Here is a 16,721-nt window from a genome sequence, read left to right on the forward strand (position 1 = left end):
GGTGCTGCGTGAACCGATCCCGGCGCAGCACGCCGCGCATGTCGCGCTACGGCTCGGACGACTGATGCTGGCGAACGGCGCTGACACCGCGCATGTAGTGAGCGCCGTCACCGGCTTCGCCGAACGGCTCGGCTATCGCGTCCGCCTGTTCGTCGGCCTCGAAGGGCTGATCCTGACGCTCGAAGACGACGAAGGCTTTCGCACCCGGCTGGGCCCGGCGATCGCCGGCACCGCCGTCAACATGGGCGTGCTCAGTGCGCTCGGCGAGCTGCGCCGCCGCACCATTGCCGACGCCGATGATCTCGCCGCGATCGACCGTGCGCTCGACGACATCGAACACGGCGGTGCTCACTATCCTCGCTGGCTGGTGGCGCTCGGCATGGGCGTCACCGCCGCCGCGCTGGCCCGGTTGTTCGGCGCCGCGTGGCCGGTGGTCGGCGTCTCGGTGCTGGTCGGCATCGTCACGCAAAGCCTGCGGCAATATCTGGCGGCGAGCGGGACCAACCCTGTCGCCGGCGCGGCCCTCGCCGCCTTCGGCGGCTCGATGGTCGGGCTGCTGGCGATGCGGGCTTTCCCAGGCGTCTCGCCGACGTTGTGTTTGGTAGCCGCTGGCATGATCCTGGTCCCCGGCGTGCCGCTGCTCAACGGAGTTCGTGATATCCTGGGCAGCCACATCGGCACCGGCCTCGGCCGGCTGTTGCTCGCGGCCGTCGCCGTACTGGCAATCACGCTCGGGCTGTTTTTGTCCGCAAGCCTGATGGGCGATGTGCTGCAGGTTAACGGCAGTCCACCGCTGCTCGCCACGTCCGAAGATCTGTTGTTCTCTGCGCTGGCCGGTGCCGGCTACGCGCTGCTGTTCAATGTGCCGGCGCGCGCCGCATGGGTCTGCGTGATCTGCGGCATGGCGGGCCACGGGCTGCGCACCGGGCTCGAACATCTCGGCCTCGAGCTTAGCCTCGCCTGCCTGATCGGCGCGTTCGTCGCCGCTCTGCTGGGGAGGATATTCGCCGGCCACTTCCGAGTCCCGGCCGTCACCTTTGCATTTCCCGGCATTGTCGCGATGATCCCGGGCTCCTACGCGTTTCGCGCCGGCATCGGCGGGCTTGCCATCATGAAGGCGGGCGGTTCGGTGGCGCCCGAACTGATCGCCGACACGCTCGGCCTGATCGTCACCGTGATGGTGGTGACGGCGGCTCTGGGCGTCGGCCTGTGCTTGGCGCTGGCCGCGCCGCTTCCGGCTGCTTTGGGCGGCCAATCGAACCAGGAAGGAGTGATCCGATGATACGCTGCGTGCGGATGTGGACTGGCGAGGACGGCAACTCGCTGTTCGAGGAGGGCTGGATCGATCTGACCGAAGGCGCGCGCGGCGACGCGGTCGGCAAGCCGGTGCCCGCCATCGAGGTGTCGTTTCAGGAGACGAAGTCGGGCGGCTCGTTCGAATGGCATCAGGACCCGGTGCCGCGCTATGTGATTACGCTGTCGGGCACGCTCGAATTCGAGACCAAGTCGGGCGCGACCTTCAAGATCCGTCCCGGCGACATCCTGCTGGCGCAGGACAACAGCGGCTCCGGCCACAAATGGCGGCTGATTGGCGAGGAGCCGTGGCGCCGCGCCTATGTGGTGTACCGCGAAGGCTCCGAGCTGCAATTCGTCGCTGCGCCGAAGGAGCCCCAGGCATGAGCGCGATCCCCGAGACCTCCGACATCGTGCTGATCGGCGCCGGCATCATGAGCGCGACGCTCGGCACCGTGCTGAAAGAGCTGGAGCCGTCGCTCTCCGTGACGATGTTCGAGACGCTGCACGATTGCGGCCAGGAAAGTTCGCAGGCCTGGAACAATGCCGGCACCGGCCACGCCGCCAATTGCGAACTCAACTACACGCCGCAGCGGCCGGACGGCAGCGTCGACATTTCCAAGGCGCTCGAGGTCAACACCGAGTTCGACATCTCGCGCCAGCTCTGGGCGTATCTCGTCGGCAAGGGCGCGATTCCGGATCCGCGTGCCTTCCTGCATGCCTGTCCGCATATGAGCTTCGTCTGGGGAGACGACAACGTCGAATTCCTGCGCGAGCGCCACCGCGAGATGGCAGCGCATCATTGCTATCACGGCATGGAGTTCAGCGAGGACCCGGCGCAAATCGCCGCCTGGGCGCCGCTGATCATCGAGGGGCGCGAGCCGGGCCAGCCGATCGCCGCGACGCGAATCATCACCGGCGCCGACGTCGACTACGGCGCGCTGACGCATCTGCTGGTGAAGCAACTGCAGGCGAAGTCCGGCTTCTCGGTGCACTATAAGCACCGCGTTGTCGCGCTGGCGCGCGACGACGGGCGCTGGCTGGTGACGGTCGAGAACGTCGCGACCACTGAGCGAACCACCACATCGGCGCGCTTCGTGTTCGCTGGCGCCGGCGGCGGCGCGCTCGACATCCTGCAGAAGTCGGGCATTCCGGAAGGCAACGGCTATGCGGGCTTTCCGGTGAGTGGCATCTGGCTGCGCTGCGACGTCGACGACATCAGCGTGCGGCATCATGCCAAGGTTTACGGCAAAGCCGCGCACGGCTCGCCGCCGATGTCGGTGCCGCATCTCGACACTCGCATCATCGGCGGAAAGCGCTCGCTGCTGTTCGGGCCGTATGCGGGTTTCTCCAGCAAATTCCTCAAGCACGGCTCCTACGCGGATTTGCTACGCTCGATCGAGCCCGGCAACATTTTGCCGATGCTGGCAGTGGCGCGCGAGGACTGGCAGCTCAGCGAATATCTGATCGGCCAGGTATTGCAGACCTCCGAACATCAGTTTGCCGCGCTGCAGGGCTTCTTCCCGAAGGCCCAGCGCGAGGATTGGCAGCGCGCCGTCGCCGGCCAGCGGGTGCAGATCATCAAGCCCGATCCGCAGCACACCGGCGTGCTCGAATTCGGCACCGAACTCGTCGCCAGCGCCGACAAGTCCTTCGTCGCGCTGCTCGGCGCCTCGCCGGGCGCCTCGACCGCCGCCTTCATCGCCATGGAGGTGCTGCAGAAATGTTTCGATGACAAGCTCACGCCGGACGGTTGGCTCGGGGCGCTGAAGCAGATGATCCCGACCTACGGCATCGATCTGAAACAGGACGCCGCCGCCTGCCGCGACAGCCGCGCCCGGACCGCGAAGGTGCTGCAGCTCGATTTCGTCTAGCCTTCGTTGCAACGATGTCTTGAAAGTACCGCTAACGGGCGCATTGGCGATGCCAAGACGTACCGCTTGCCTTGCTGCATTTCGATCGACGATTGCTCCCTGCGACGTGTTCGCTTTGTCCGTTTTGGGTCACAAGCGGACATGCGCACTCACATTGCCCCGAGGGGGTAGGCTTTGCCGCCGTTGCAGCGACCGACATTTGGGACTCGCTACGGCGAGAGGCGACTCGGCTCCGCGGGGCAGACGATCTCGAGCGACATAGCCGCGACCGTTGGTAACGCTGGTATCGAAATTGGAAACGCAAAACGAGGGCTTTTGTAACGCCTAAATCGAATTTCGACATCGCGGCAGGCGGCGCCAAACATCCGAATTTAGGCGTTATTTTTCCTAATTTAAGCGTTACAAAAGGGGGTATGTAACGGGGGGCGTAGACGAATTTGCCTCCCACGCTGATGCCTACAATGCCGTCTACGAAAATCGCCCGATGGGCGATGTCATCGTAGGCATTTGACGCATTCTTGAATTCGAACGATGCGTTGGCAGGAACACGCTATCCGATCAATTCCACGGCTCCCTTTGGGCTCTAGGTAGCGCCAAGCCTTCGGCCATGGCCCGAGGATTGGACATCAGATTGCGCTATGTCCTCGTCATCCTAATCTTGAAAGAAGGCAGGCAAGCCGGCGGCTTTGCCTTCTACGTCTGCTCAGAGTTGCCCATGCGACACCTTGATGCTATACAAGCCGTGTGTCGCGAATAGAAACTCAGTAATTTCAATAAGTTGGATCCGGTTGGCTGCTGGCTGAGTACCCTCCCGCCCCAGCCAATCATTTCAGCAACTTAGGTCATGCGCGCCGGCGCGTCTCGATGCGCGCGTGTTGGACATCCGCCTTGCGGCGGTCGCGCGAACTCCCGCATAGTCGCTGGCCACAGAGCTGGTTGGGAGGCCGGCGGCGATGGACTCCTTCGACATCCTTTGGCTGCAAGGAGCCAGTTGCGGCGGCTGCACCATGGCGGCGCTGGAGGGCGGGCATTCTGGCTGGTTTGCCGAGCTGAAGCGGTTCGGGATCAATCTGCTGTGGCATCCGTCGGTCAGCGAGGCGACCGCCGACGAGGCGGTGGCGATCTTCGAGCGCATTGCGTCCGGTGAGCAGCGGCTCGGCGCGCTGGTGCTGGAAGGCGCGGTGCTGCGTGGGCCGAATGGCAGTGGCCGGTTCAACATGCTCGGCGGCACCGGCCGTTCGATGCTGCATTGGGTGACGGCGCTGGCGCCGCGCGCCGATTATGTGGTTGCGGCTGGGAGCTGCGCGGCGTTCGGCGGCGTGCCGATGGCCGGCAGCAATCCGACCGATGCCAGCGGCCTGCAATATGCGGCGGCTGAGGCCGGCGGCGTGCTCGGCGCCAGCTTCCGCTCCCGCGCCGGGCTGCCGGTCATCAACATCGCCGGCTGCGCGCCGCATCCGGGCTGGATTTCCGAAACGCTGGCGGCGCTGGCGCTCGGCGCTGTCGACACCGCCGCGCTCGATGCGTTCGGCCGGCCGCGGTTCTTTGCCGATCATCTGGCGCATCACGGCTGCGCCCGTAACGAGTACTACGAGTTCAAGGCCAGCGCCGAGGAGCTGTCGCAACAGGGCTGCCTGATGGAGCATCTCGGCTGCAAGGCAACCCAGGCAGTCGGCGACTGTAATCAGCGCGGCTGGAACGGCAGCGGCTCCTGCACCAGCGGCGGCTATGCCTGCATTGCTTGCACCTCGCCGGGCTTCGAGACCTCGCAGGGCTTCATGGAAACCGCCAAGCTCGCCGGCATCCCAGTCGGCCTGCCGCTCGATATGCCGAAAGCGTGGTTCGTCGCGCTGGCGGCGCTATCGAAATCGGCGACGCCGAAGCGGGTCCGCGCCAACGCGGCAGCGGATCACATCGTGGTGCCGCCGCGCAGCGATCCCGGCCGGCGGCCATGACGCGGCGGATCACGGTCGGCCCGTTCAACCGCGTCGAGGGCGATCTGGAGGTGCGGCTCGATCTTGCCGACGGCGTCGTTCGCTCGGCCGAAGTCACCGCGCCGTTGTATCGCGGCTTCGAACAGATCCTGCGCGGGCGATCGGCGATGGATGCGCTGACTTTGGTGCCGCGGATCTGCGGCATCTGCTCGGTGTCGCAGTCGATGGCCGCGGTGGCGGCGCTGCGGGCCGCCGGCGGGGTGCGGCCGGCGCGCAACGGCGTGCTCGCCGCCAATCTGGCGCACGCCGCCGAGAATGCGGCCGATCACCTGACCCACTTCTATCTGTTCTTCATGCCGGACTTCGCCCGCGACGCTTATGCGGCGCGGCGGTGGCATCCAGAGATCGCGGCCCGGTTCAAGGCGGTGCAAGGGCGTGCGGCGCAGGCGATGCTGCCGGCGCGGGCGCGGCTGTTGCAGATCATGGGCCTGCTCGCCGGCAAATGGCCGCACAGTCTGGCGTTTCAGCCGGGCGGTACCACCTGCGCGATTGATCTCGGCGAGCGAGTGCAGTTGCTGTCGATCATCGGCGACTTCCGCGACTTTCTCGAACGCACCGTGTTCGGCGACAATCTCGACAACGTGCTGGCGATCGACAGCGTGGCGGGCCTCGAGGCATGGCGGGACGGTCGCGGCAGTGATTTCGCCGGCTTTCTCGGCATTGCCGATGATCTTGCGCTTCACCAGCTCGGCCGGATCGCGCTGCCGCTGATGAGCTTCGGCGCCTATCAGGGCGAGGATGCAGCGCTGTTTGCAGCCGGCGTGCTCGATCCTTCCAGTGCGGAGCGGACGTCGTTCGATCCCGCCGCGATCACCGAGGATGTTGCTCACGCCTGGATGCGCGAGACTTCCTTGTTGCCGATGGAAGCCGACACCGATCCTGATGCCGACAAACCGGCCGGTTATAGCTGGTGCAAGGCACCCCGGCTCGCCGGTGGCCCGGCCGAAGTCGGGGCCCTGGCGCGGCAGGCGGTCGACGGCGATCCGCTGATCCGCGATTGTCTCGCCCGTTTCGGTCCCTGCGTCACCACCCGCGTTGTCGCGCGATTGCGCGAGACGGCCCGGCTGGCGCTGGCAATGCACCAGTGGGCACGACAGCTCGATCTTGCCGAACCGTTTCTGGAGCGGGGGGAGCGTGGCTGCGATGGGACCGGCATCGGCCTCGTCGAAGCTGCCCGCGGTAGCCTCGGCCATTGGATCGAACTGCGCGGCGACAGTATCCGCCGCTATCAGATCATCGCGCCGACCAGCTGGAATTTCTCGCCGCGTGATCGCGACGGCGTTCCCGGCCCGCTCGAACAAGCGCTGGTCGGCACGCCGGTCGGCGACGCCGGCGCGCGCGCGGTCACGATCCAGCACGTCGTGCGTTCGTTCGATCCCTGCATGGTGTGCACTGCACACTAACTGCTTGACTGATCGCAGCTGCGGTCACTCGGTTGTCAGCGCCGCAACCGGCTTATCACCTCGTCGTTTTCCGAAGCTCACGGGACTCACCCGAGCGCGCCGCGCTTTACCGTTCGTATCAAGCACTTGATGCACCGCATCATTTCTGCGCGTCGCTGGCATGGTTCTTGCGATCTCTCGTGAAGTTGCGAAGTCCGGAACGAGACTTCGAGAGGGCGGGACACCGGGAGCCATCATGGGTGCAGTGACGGAAACCTTTTACGAGGTGATCAGGCGGCAGGGGATCACGCGGCGCAGCTTCGTGAAGTTCTGCAGTCTCACGGCCACCAGTCTCGGCCTCGGGCCGATCGGCGCCACCCAGATCGCGCACGCGCTGGAGACCAAGCCGCGCGTCCCGGTGATCTGGATGCACGGGCTGGAATGCACCTGCTGCTCGGAAAGCTTCATCCGCTCGGCGCATCCTCTGGTGAAGGATGCGGTGCTGTCGATGATCTCGCTCGATTACGACGACACCATCATGGCGGCGGCCGGCCATCAGGCCGATGCGATCCTTGAAGAGACCCGCAAGAAGTACAAAGGCCAGTACGTGCTGGCGGTGGAAGGCAATCCGCCGCTGAACGAAGACGGCATGTTCTGCATCGACGGCGGCCGCCCGTTCGTCGAGAAGCTGAAGGAAATGGCCGAGGACTCGATGGCGGTGATCGCCTGGGGCAGCTGCGCCTCGTGGGGCTGCGTGCAGGCCGCCAAGCCGAACCCGACTAATGCGACCCCGATCGACAAGGTGATCCGCAACAAGCCGGTGATCAAAGTGCCGGGCTGCCCGCCGATCGCCGAGGTGATGACTGGCGTCGTCTCCTACATCATCACTTTCGGACGGCTGCCCGAACTCGACCGCCAGGGCCGGCCGAAGATGTTCTACTCCCAGCGCATCCACGACAAATGCTATCGCCGGCCGCATTTCGACGCCGGTCAGTTCGTCGAGGAATGGGACGACGACGGCGCGCGCAAGGGCTATTGCCTTTACAAGATGGGCTGCAAGGGCCCGACCACCTACAACGCCTGTTCGACGGTGCGCTGGAACGGCGGCGTGTCGTTCCCGATCCAGTCGGGCCATGGCTGCATCGGCTGCTCGGAAGACGCGTTCTGGGACAAGGGCTCGTTCTACGACCGGCTCACCACCATCAATCAGTTCGGTATCGAGGCCAACGCCGACAAGATCGGCGCCACGGTCGCCGGCATCGTCGGCACGGCGATCGCCGCGCACGCCGCGGTGACCACCGTGCGCAATCTGTCGCGCCGCAAGGAAGTCCCGAACGGCAACGGCACCTCCAACGGCAAGTCGGCTTAAGGCCCAGGACGCAGCATCATGACCAACGTCACGACTCCCAACGGCTTCAAGCTCGACAATGCCGGCCGCCGCGTCGTCGTCGATCCGGTGACCCGGATCGAGGGGCACCTGCGCGTCGAGGTCAATGTCGACAGCAACAACGTCATCCGCAACGCGGTGTCGACCGGCACGATGTGGCGCGGCATCGAGGTGATCCTCAAGGGCCGCGACCCGCGCGACGCCTGGGCGTTCACCCAGCGGATCTGCGGCGTCTGCACCGGCACGCACGCGCTCACGTCGGTGCGCGCGGTCGAGAACGCGCTGAAGATCAACGTGCCGGAGAATGCCAACACCATCCGCAACATCATGCAGCTCGCGCTGTATGTGCACGACCATCTGGTCCACTTCTATCATCTGCACGCGCTCGACTGGGTCGATGTGGTGTCGGCCCTGAAGGCCGATCCGAAAGCCACCTCGGCGCTGGCGCAGTCGATCTCGCCGTGGCCGATGTCGTCGCCGGGCTATTTCAAGGATCTGCAGATCCGCCTGACCAAGTTCGTCGAGAGCGGCCAGCTCGGCCCGTTCAAGAACGGCTATTGGGGCCATCCCGCCTACAAGCTACCGCCTGAAGCCAATCTGATGGCGGTGGCGCACTATCTCGAAGCGCTCGATTTCCAGAAGGAGATCGTCAAGATCCACACCATCTACGGCGGCAAGAACCCGCATCCGAACTGGCTGGTCGGCGGCGTGCCGTGCTCGATCAACGTCGATGGTACCGGCGCGGTCGGTGCGATCAACATCGAGCGGCTCAATCTGGTGTCGTCGATCATCGACCAGACCGTCGCCTTCGTCGAGCAGGTCTATGTGCCCGATCTGGTGGCGATTGCCGGATTCTATAAGGACTGGCTGTATGGCGGCGGGCTGTCGTCGAAGTCGGTGATGTCCTACGGCGATCTGCCGGAATACGCCAACGACTATTCCGACAAGAGCCTGATGCTGCCGCGCGGCGTGATCATCAACGGCAATCTCAACGAGGTGCTGCCGGTCGATCTGAGCGCGCCGGACCAGATCCAGGAATTCGTCACCCACTCGTGGTACAAGTACGCCGACGAGGGCAAGGGCCTGCATCCGTATGACGGCGTCACTGAGCCGAACTTCGTGCTCGGCCCCAACGCCAAGGGCACCCGCACCAACATCGAGGCGCTGGACGAGTCGGCCAAATACTCGTTCCTGAAGGCGCCGCGCTGGAAGGGCCACGCGGTCGAGGTCGGTCCGCTGGCGCGCTACATCATCGGCTATGCCCAGGGCAAGCCGGAGTTCAAGGAGCCGACCGAAAAGCTCCTGAAGACGCTCGACGTGCCGGTCACCGCGCTGTTTTCGACGCTCGGCCGCACCGCGGCGCGTGGCCTCGAATGCCAGTGGGCGGCGCGCAAGCTGCGTGCGGCCCAGGACAAGCTGATGGCCAGCATCAAGGCCGGCGACTTGTCCACCGCCAACACCGACAAATGGCACCCGTCGAGCTGGCCGAAAGACGTCAAGGGCGTCGGCTTCACCGAGGCGCCACGCGGCGCGCTGGCGCACTGGGTCAAGATCAAGGACACCCGCATCGACAACTATCAGTGCGTGGTGCCGACCACCTGGAACGGCAGCCCGCGCGATCCGCAAGGCAATATCGGTGCGTTCGAGGCGGCGCTGCTCGACACTCCGATGGCCGATCCGAACCAACCGCTGGAGATCATCCGCACGCTGCATTCGTTCGATCCGTGCCTGGCCTGCTCGACCCACGTGATGAGCGAGGACGGTCAGGAAATGGCACAGGTCAAGGTCAGCTGACGCAGGGGAGGCGACGATGACCACGGAAATCGCACGGGTCCAGGGCGCCATCGACTCGGCCGGGGAGCGCGCCCGGTCGTTGCAGACGGTCTATGTCTATCAGGCGCCGGTGCGGCTGTGGCACTGGGTCAACGCGCTGTTGATCGTGGCGCTTTGCGTCACCGGCTATCTGATCGGATCGCCGCCGCCTTCGGTGCCCGGTGAGGCAAGCGCCAGCTTCCAGATGGGCTACATCCGCTTCATCCACTTCGCGTCGGGCCAGACGCTGATCGTGTTCTTCATCCTGCGGGCCTACTGGGCGATCGTCGGCAATAAATACTCCAAGCAGCTGTTCTACATGCCGATCACCAGCCGGACCTGGTGGTGGGGCATGATTTACGAGTTCAAATGGTACGCCTTCCTGGTGAAGGATCCGAAGAAGTACATCGGCCACAATCCGCTGGCGCACGTGGCGATGTTCACCTTCATGCTGTTCATGATCTTCATGATGTGCAGCGGCATGGCGCTGTATGCCGAAGGCCAGGGCATCGATAGCTGGCAGTACAAGATGTTCGGCTTCATGTTCTCGATCTTCCCGAACAGCCAGGATCTGCACACCGTGCATCATCTCGGAATGTGGGCGATCGTGGTGTTCGTGATCGTGCACATCTACGCCGCCGTGCGCGAGGACATCCTCAGCCGGCAGAGCATGATCTCGTCGATCGTCTCCGGCGAACGCCTGTTCCGCGACGATCTGCCGGATTGAGGTTGGTTGAAGTGGGTTTCTCCCCATCATTGCGAGCGCAGCGAAGCAATCCAGAGGTGCGATGCACCGAGCTGGATTGTTTCGTCGCTTCGCTCTCGCATTGACGCATTGACCCGTGAGAACTCCATGACAGATGCGCCCCGCGTCCTGATCCTCGGTATCGGCAACATTCTGTGGGCCGACGAAGGCTTCGGCGTGCGTGCGGTCGAAGCGTTTCACCGCGCCTATGATGTGCCGGCGAACGTTACTGTCCTGGATGGCGGCACCCAGGGGCTGTACCTCGTCAACTTCCTGCAGGACCACGACCACCTGCTGGTGTTCGACGCCATCGATTACGGGCTCGAGCCCGGCACGCTGAAGCTGGTGCGCGGCGATGAAGTGCCGAAATTCACCGGCGCCAAAAAGATGAGCCTGCATCAGACCGGGTTTCAGGAGGTGCTGAGCGCCGCCGATCTGCTCGGCGCCGCGGAATGACAGCTGGCGCTGATCGGCTGCCAGCCGCTCGATCTGGAAGATTGGGGCGGAGCGCTGACCGAGCCGGTGCGCGGCCGTATCGCTGAATCACTGGCGGTGGCCTGTGCGATTCTGGCCGAATGGGGCGTGCCGGTGGCGCCGCGCGCCGAACCGTTGCCCGAAGGTGCCGCTCTGCTGGCCAATGATATCGACCACGACCATTACGAACGGCGCGAAGTCGCCGCATCTTCCACGATCTGAGCGAGGAAACCTCATGACCCATCTGCTCCGCGCCGGCGCCGCCCTGATTGCGCTGCTCGGCCTGTCCGGCCTCGCCGAGGCCCACACCGGTGTTCACCTGATGGCGGCGGACGGTTTCGCCGCCGGCTTCGTGCATCCGTTCAGCGGCCTCGATCACCTGCTGGCGATGGTGGCGGTCGGCCTGTGGGCGTGGTCGCTCGGCGGCGCGGCGCGCTGGATCGTGCCGGCGAGCTTCGTGGCGCTGCTGGCGATTGGCGCGACGCTCGGCGCGTCCGGCGTCTCGCTGCCGGCGGTCGAGCCGATGATCGCGCTGTCGGTGATCGTGCTCGGCGTGCTGGTAGCGCTGTCGGTGCGGGTGCCGACGATCGCTGCCGCGGCGGCAGTGGCGCTGTTCGGCCTGTTTCATGGTTTCGCCCACGGCGCCGAAATGCCGGCGCTGGCGCAGCCGCTCGGTTATGGCGCCGGCTTCGTCGCCGCCACCGCGCTTCTGCACGGCATCGGTCTCGCGCTCGGCGCGACGCTGCCGCGGTTTGCGCCGGCGCCGTCGATCCGCCTTGCCGGTGGTGCGATCGCGGCGGCCGGTGTCGCGCTCGCTCTGCCGCTGTAATTACAGGCGAGATTGCTGCGATGTGCGTCGGTCTGCCGATGACGGTGATTTCGACCGAGGAGGGCACCGCGCTGTGCGTGCGCCGCGGCGAGCATCGCAGTGTCTCGACCATGCTGATCGGCGAGGTCGCCCCGGGTGATCAGCTTCTGGTGTTCATCGACAGCGCCATTCGCCGGCTCGATGCCGAAGAGGCGCGGCTGATCGACGATGCGCTGGACGGCGTCGCCGCCGCGCTGGAGGGCAAGCCGTTCGAGCATCTGTTCGCCGATCTGATCGATCGCGAGCCTGAGCTGCCCGAGCATCTGCGCCGCGACCCGCAGTAGTTGCGAACTGTTCGCGCATCAACGCGCGTTATCTACAAGTCTACTTCCCACCTGCCGGTTACTATGTTTCCATAGCCCCACCTCGGCAGCGGGCGATTGGTCAGAACCGATCGCAAAATGGTTGGTTTGCTGCCAATTCGAGGCAATTACCGGCTGGCACGTCGCTTGCTGAATTAGCGGCGGCGACAACAACAAGCGCCGGAACGGGAGTGGAGGAAACATGAGCGGTTCGCTCGCGCGCGCGGCTGCGCGGCCAAATGCACCGACATTGGTGGACGAAGCCAACGTCGACGACTTCATTGCCCGCTCCGGCAAGATCGTCGTGCTGTTTTTCCGCGGCGATGCCGCACGCTTTCCGGAAGCCGCGGATCTCGCGGTGGTGCTGCCCGAACTGATCAATGCGTTTCCGGGCCGGCTGGTCGCGGCCGAAGTCGGCGCCGAGGCCGAGCGCGGCCTGATGGCTAAGTTCGGCGTCGCGGTGTGTCCGAGCCTGGCGGTGGTGCAGCCGGAGCGTACGCTCGGCGTGATCGCCAAGATCCAGGATTGGTCCAGCTATCTGGCGCAGATCGGCGCGATGCTGGCCGAGGTCGATCAGCGCGGTGATGCGGAGTTGCAGTCATGAGAGTGGGCTACTGGACCAAGCCGGACAGCGACGACATCGAAATGACGCTGCTGCCGATCGGCGCCGGCGATGCCGGGCGCTTCGGCGTCACCGGTGCCGGCGCGATTGCCGCCTTGGCGACCCGCGGCGGCGAAGAATTGACGCGGCAATGCCCGCTGCTTGCCGGAACGCTGACTCAGCTTGCCGAAGCGCTCGCCGCCCAGCGCGTCGAAGCACCGACCACGCTGCTATCGATCGACCATCTGTCCGAGGCCGAACGCAGCCTGCTGGACGACATCCTCGGCGAAGGGGAGGTCTCAGGGATTGTCGCGCTGCCTGACCGCCGGGTCGCGCAGGTGCAGGAATCGGTGCTCGCCGGGCTGTGGCGGGTGCGGATCGAGGGCGACGCCGACGGACCGGCGCGCGATTATCTGGAGATCGGCTCGATCCCGGCGATCGTCAGCCGCGCCGCGCAGGATTTCCCCGCGCCCGACATCGACATCACCGCGCCGCCGGCCGGGGCGATGAACGTGCAGCCGGTGCTGGCGGAGATCCGCGAGCGGATGGCGGCGCACCAGATCGGCCAGCCGTCGCATGTGATCAACTTCACGCTGCTGCCGATGAGCGAGGCCGACATGGATCATCTCGCCACGACGCTCGGCAATGGTGCGATCCAGCTATGGTCGCGCGGCTACGGCAGTTGCCGCGTGCTGGCGACCGGCGCGCGCTACGTCTGGTCGGTGCAGTTCCTCAATGCGATGGATGCGCCGATCCTCGACACCATCGAGATCGGCGACGTGCCGGCCGCGGTGCGCGCCGCCGATGAGGACTTCCAGGACTCCGCCGAACGCCTCGGCGAAATCATCGAGGCGTATTTCCGATGACCGAATTCGCCACCTCGCACGACAGCGAAACAGATCCGCGCACCCGGATGGAATGCGGCGTGTGCTGGACGGTGTACGACCCGGCCGAAGGCGATCCGCTCGGCCGCGCCGCGCCGGGCACGCCGTTCGCGGCGTTGCCGGACGACTGGTGCTGCCCGACCTGCGATGCACCACCGGCCAAATTCCTGAGGCTGGACGATGACCGCTGAGGTCGCAGCGCCCCGCGATGCCGAAGCGCGCGCCGCCGGCGAGGCGGTGGCGGCGATCTACCGCGCGGCGGTGCCGGCGATGCGCGATCTGCCGGTGTTCAATCCCGCGCTCGATGTCGCAGCGATCGGCTTCCGCGCGCTGGACGATCATGCGTTCGGCGTGATCGTCACGCCCTGGTTCATGAATCTGGTCCGGCTGCCGCTCGATTCCGCCACGGCCGCCGAACGCCGCCAGGGCGAGGTGGTGACGCGCGTGCTGCCGGTCGGCGCGCTCGAGTTCACCGTGGGGCGACTCGACGGCGTCGGCGGAATCGAAAGCTGCTCGCTGTTCTCGCCGATGTTCGATTTCGCCGATCAAGCGGCGGCGGAAACGGCTGCCGCTGCCGCGCTCGCCGCGGTGCTCGAACCCGAGCAGGCTGCTGATGAGACGTCGCCGTCTCGAGCTCCGGGCAAGATGGCGACCACGCTCGACCGCCGCGGCTTGCTGCGCGGCGCATGGATGGAGCGGCGGCCATGACCGCGGCGCCGGGCGAGGATCGCATCGAGGTCGGAATCGTCCGCCGCGGCGATCGCGTCGTTCGGCTCGACATCACGGCGCGGCGGCCGATCGGCATCGGTCGGCTGGCGCAAGGCAAATCCGGCGAGACGATCGTCGCGCTGGTGCCGCGGCTGTTCGCGCTGTGCGCATCGGCGCAGGGCGTAGCGGCGGCCCAAGCGCTCGCGGCGGCACGCGGCATTTCGCTCGGGCCAGCGATCGTTGCGGCGCAGGCCAGCGCGGTGCTGGCGGAGCGCATGATCGAGCTGCTGCGCGGCACCGTGCTGCTGCTCGGCGGCGGCGGATCGCCCGCCCTCACTCATCAGCTACGCGATCTGATGATTGCCGCGCGGCCGAGCAATCCGGCCGCTCCGCTCGACGACGACGCGATCGCGTGCATCGCGCAGCGACTTGAAGCACTCGGGCTGACGCCGGATTCGTTTGCGGATGTCGCCGCCTGCCGGCGCTGGCTCGGCTCGGATGCGCTGTTGGCTGAGCTCCACCGCCCGCTGGTGGCCGAAGCTGAATTCGGTGCGGCGGCGGTCGATCCGCTCACCGCGGCGGACGATGTCATACTCGGCGAGCGACTAATCGCGTTGGGGCCGTCCTTCGCGGTGCGCCCCGATCTGGCGGGCCGCGTCCCGGAGACCGGCGCCTTCGCCCGCAATGCGCATCACCCGGTGGTCGCCGCGTTCGGCTCGGGCCTGTTCGGCCGGCTGCTCGCGCGGCTGATCGAGATCGCCGCAACGCCCGAGCAGCTACGCGCCGTACGGCACGGAGATGCGGACGCCGCTGCAGTGGTGCAGAGCATGAGACTGGACGATGGCATCGGCCTCGCCGCCGTCGAATGCGCCCGCGGCCGGCTGTATCACCTAATGGCGCTCGACGCCGAAGGAGCGATCCGGCAGTTCGAGATCCTGGCTCCGACCGAGTGGAATTTCCATCCCGGGGGGCCGCTCGCCCGCGCGCTGGTCGGGACGAAGCTGCAAGCCAGCGAAGCCGATCGCCGCCGGGTCGAGCGGCTGGTCGCGGCGTTCGATCCCTGCGTCGGCTTCGATGTTCGTTTCCGCGAGGTCGCCGATGCATGAGATGGCGCTGTGCGAGAGCATGATTGAAATCATCGAGCGCGAGGCGCGCGAGCAGCAGTTTTCGCGGGTGCGCGCGGTGTGGCTGGAGATCGGCGCGCTGGGTCATGTCGACCCGGAGGCGATGCGGTTCTGTTTCTCAGCGGTGGCGCATGGCGGCATCGCGGCCGATGCGCGGCTTGAAATACTCGAAATGCCCGGCGCCGCCTGGTGCATGGACTGCGCCAAGACGGTGACGATCGCGCAGCGTGACGCGCCGTGCCCGGATTGCGGCGGCCATCACTTGCAGATCACCGCCGGCGAAGAATTGCGGATCAGGGAATTGGAGGTCGACTGATGTGTACGGTTTGCGGATGTGGCGATGCCAGTGCGGATCCGGGTCATGGTCACGACCATCCGCACAGCCATGGCCATTCTCACGGCGATGGCCACGGACATCATCACCATCACCACGATCATGATCACGCGCATCCTCACACGCATGATCACGACCACGGCCATGATCATCACCACGATCACGGGCATGACCACGTTCACGTGCATGCGCCGGCTGGTGGCAGCATCGATTTTGGGGCCGGGCTCGCCGGCGTGCACATCCCCGGCCTGTCGCAGCCGCGGATCGTGCAGATCGAGCGCGATATCCTGTCCAAGAACGACACGTACGCGGCGGAGAACCGAGCCAGGCTGGCGGCGAGCGGCACCTTCGCGCTCAACTTCGTCTCCAGCCCGGGCTCGGGCAAGACGTCGCTGCTGGTGAAGACGATCTCGGACCTGAAGGATCAGTATCCGATCGCGGTGGTCGAAGGCGATCAGCAGACCGCCAACGATGCCGAGCGCATTCGCGCCACCGGCGCGCCGGCGATCCAGATCAACACCGGCAAGGGTTGCCACCTCGATGCCCACATGGTCGGCCACGCGCTCGATCAGTTGCCGCGCCAGGAGGGCGGGCTGCTGTTCATCGAGAACGTCGGCAACCTCGTCTGTCCCGCAGGCTTCGATCTCGGAGAGGCGCACAAGGTGGTGGTGCTGTCGATCACCGAAGGCGAAGACAAGCCGCTGAAGTATCCGCACATGTTCGCCGCTGCGAAGCTGCTGCTGTTGAACAAGATCGACCTGCTACCGCATCTCGATTTCGATCTTGCCGCGACGATCGAATATGCGCGGCGCGTCAACCCGACCATCGAAGTGCTGACGGTGTCGGCGAAGACCGGCGAAGGCTTGGCCGCGTTCTACGCCTGGATCGGCAAGCGCGCGGCTGCGGTCCGCGCCGCCGCCAGCGCTGCCGAGTAACGCG

Annotated in this window: 17 protein-coding genes and 1 pseudogene; all 18 read left to right on the forward strand. The window is 65.9% G+C overall.

The features are described 5' to 3' along the window. Position 1: 1 nt before the first annotated feature. The 18 genes and pseudogenes from RPPS3_RS05120 to hypB all read left to right on the forward strand — a co-directional run bounded on the left by RPPS3_RS05120 (position 2) and on the right by hypB (position 16,717). The gene (locus tag RPPS3_RS05120; protein ID WP_107343132.1) at positions 2-1,282 is read left to right on the forward strand and encodes a threonine/serine ThrE exporter family protein; all 1,281 of its coding nucleotides are present in this window, start codon (positions 2-4) and stop codon (positions 1,280-1,282) included. Further along, positions 1,279-1,680, forward strand: a complete 402-nt coding sequence (locus tag RPPS3_RS05125; RefSeq protein WP_107343133.1) for a hypothetical protein — start codon at positions 1,279-1,281, stop codon at positions 1,678-1,680. The genes RPPS3_RS05120 and RPPS3_RS05125 overlap by 4 nt, the downstream gene beginning before the upstream one ends. Further along, positions 1,677-3,167 (forward strand): malate dehydrogenase (quinone), encoded by a 1,491-nt coding sequence (gene mqo / locus RPPS3_RS05130; protein WP_107343134.1) that lies wholly within the window; start codon positions 1,677-1,679, stop codon positions 3,165-3,167. Before RPPS3_RS05125 ends, mqo begins: the two co-directional genes overlap by 4 nt. 953 nt (positions 3,168-4,120) lie before the next feature. Next, a complete protein-coding gene (locus RPPS3_RS05140; RefSeq protein ID WP_107343135.1) occupies positions 4,121-5,122 on the forward strand; it encodes a HupU protein in 1,002 nt (333 codons plus the stop codon). Beyond that, on the forward strand, positions 5,119-6,564 hold the full coding sequence (locus tag RPPS3_RS05145; RefSeq protein ID WP_107343136.1) for a nickel-dependent hydrogenase large subunit: 1,446 nt from the start codon (positions 5,119-5,121) through the stop codon (positions 6,562-6,564). Before RPPS3_RS05140 ends, RPPS3_RS05145 begins: the two co-directional genes overlap by 4 nt. A gap of 235 nt (positions 6,565-6,799) precedes the next feature. Beyond that, a complete protein-coding gene (locus RPPS3_RS05150) occupies positions 6,800-7,912 on the forward strand; it encodes a hydrogenase small subunit (RefSeq protein WP_107343137.1) in 1,113 nt (370 codons plus the stop codon). A gap of 18 nt (positions 7,913-7,930) precedes the next feature. Further along, on the forward strand, positions 7,931-9,724 hold the full coding sequence (locus RPPS3_RS05155; RefSeq protein ID WP_011156496.1) for a nickel-dependent hydrogenase large subunit: 1,794 nt from the start codon (positions 7,931-7,933) through the stop codon (positions 9,722-9,724). 16 nt (positions 9,725-9,740) lie between these two features. After that, positions 9,741-10,469: a Ni/Fe-hydrogenase, b-type cytochrome subunit gene (gene cybH / locus RPPS3_RS05160; RefSeq protein WP_107343138.1), complete on the forward strand. Its 729-nt coding sequence runs from the start codon at positions 9,741-9,743 to the stop codon at positions 10,467-10,469. A 126-nt stretch (positions 10,470-10,595) separates the two neighbouring features. Further along, positions 10,596-11,183 (forward strand): annotated as a pseudogene (locus tag RPPS3_RS05165) (HyaD/HybD family hydrogenase maturation endopeptidase). 13 nt (positions 11,184-11,196) lie between these two features. Then, positions 11,197-11,790, forward strand: a complete 594-nt coding sequence (locus tag RPPS3_RS05170; protein WP_107343139.1) for a HupE/UreJ family protein — start codon at positions 11,197-11,199, stop codon at positions 11,788-11,790. Between the two features lie 20 nt (positions 11,791-11,810). Further along, positions 11,811-12,113 carry a HypC/HybG/HupF family hydrogenase formation chaperone gene (locus RPPS3_RS05175; RefSeq protein ID WP_107343140.1) on the forward strand — a complete coding sequence of 101 codons (303 nt, stop codon included), beginning with the start codon at positions 11,811-11,813 and terminating at the stop codon, positions 12,111-12,113. Between the two features lie 220 nt (positions 12,114-12,333). Continuing rightward, positions 12,334-12,735, forward strand: coding sequence for a hydrogenase accessory protein (locus tag RPPS3_RS05180; protein ID WP_107343141.1), 402 nt, complete (start codon positions 12,334-12,336; stop codon positions 12,733-12,735). Next, entirely contained in the window at positions 12,732-13,598 is an 867-nt protein-coding gene (locus RPPS3_RS05185; protein WP_107343142.1) for a hydrogenase expression/formation protein, read from the forward strand. Before RPPS3_RS05180 ends, RPPS3_RS05185 begins: the two co-directional genes overlap by 4 nt. Then, positions 13,595-13,807 (forward strand): rubredoxin, encoded by a 213-nt coding sequence (locus tag RPPS3_RS05190; protein WP_107343143.1) that lies wholly within the window; start codon positions 13,595-13,597, stop codon positions 13,805-13,807. The genes RPPS3_RS05185 and RPPS3_RS05190 overlap by 4 nt, the downstream gene beginning before the upstream one ends. Next, positions 13,797-14,324, forward strand: a complete 528-nt coding sequence (hybE, locus tag RPPS3_RS05195) for a [NiFe]-hydrogenase assembly chaperone HybE (protein WP_107343144.1) — start codon at positions 13,797-13,799, stop codon at positions 14,322-14,324. The genes RPPS3_RS05190 and hybE overlap by 11 nt, the downstream gene beginning before the upstream one ends. Further along, positions 14,321-15,430, forward strand: a complete 1,110-nt coding sequence (locus RPPS3_RS05200; RefSeq protein WP_107343145.1) for a nickel-dependent hydrogenase large subunit — start codon at positions 14,321-14,323, stop codon at positions 15,428-15,430. The genes hybE and RPPS3_RS05200 overlap by 4 nt, the downstream gene beginning before the upstream one ends. Then, positions 15,423-15,764, forward strand: a complete 342-nt coding sequence (hypA, locus tag RPPS3_RS05205; RefSeq protein WP_011156506.1) for a hydrogenase maturation nickel metallochaperone HypA — start codon at positions 15,423-15,425, stop codon at positions 15,762-15,764. Before RPPS3_RS05200 ends, hypA begins: the two co-directional genes overlap by 8 nt. Then, complete coding sequence (gene hypB, locus RPPS3_RS05210; RefSeq protein ID WP_107343146.1) at positions 15,764-16,717, forward strand: hydrogenase nickel incorporation protein HypB; 954 nt, start codon at positions 15,764-15,766, stop codon at positions 16,715-16,717. Before hypA ends, hypB begins: the two co-directional genes overlap by 1 nt. The last annotated feature ends 4 nt before the right edge of the window (positions 16,718-16,721 follow it).

The sequence above is a fragment of the Rhodopseudomonas palustris genome, assembly GCF_003031265.1.
Classification (GTDB): Bacteria; Pseudomonadota; Alphaproteobacteria; order Rhizobiales; family Xanthobacteraceae; genus Rhodopseudomonas; species Rhodopseudomonas palustris_H.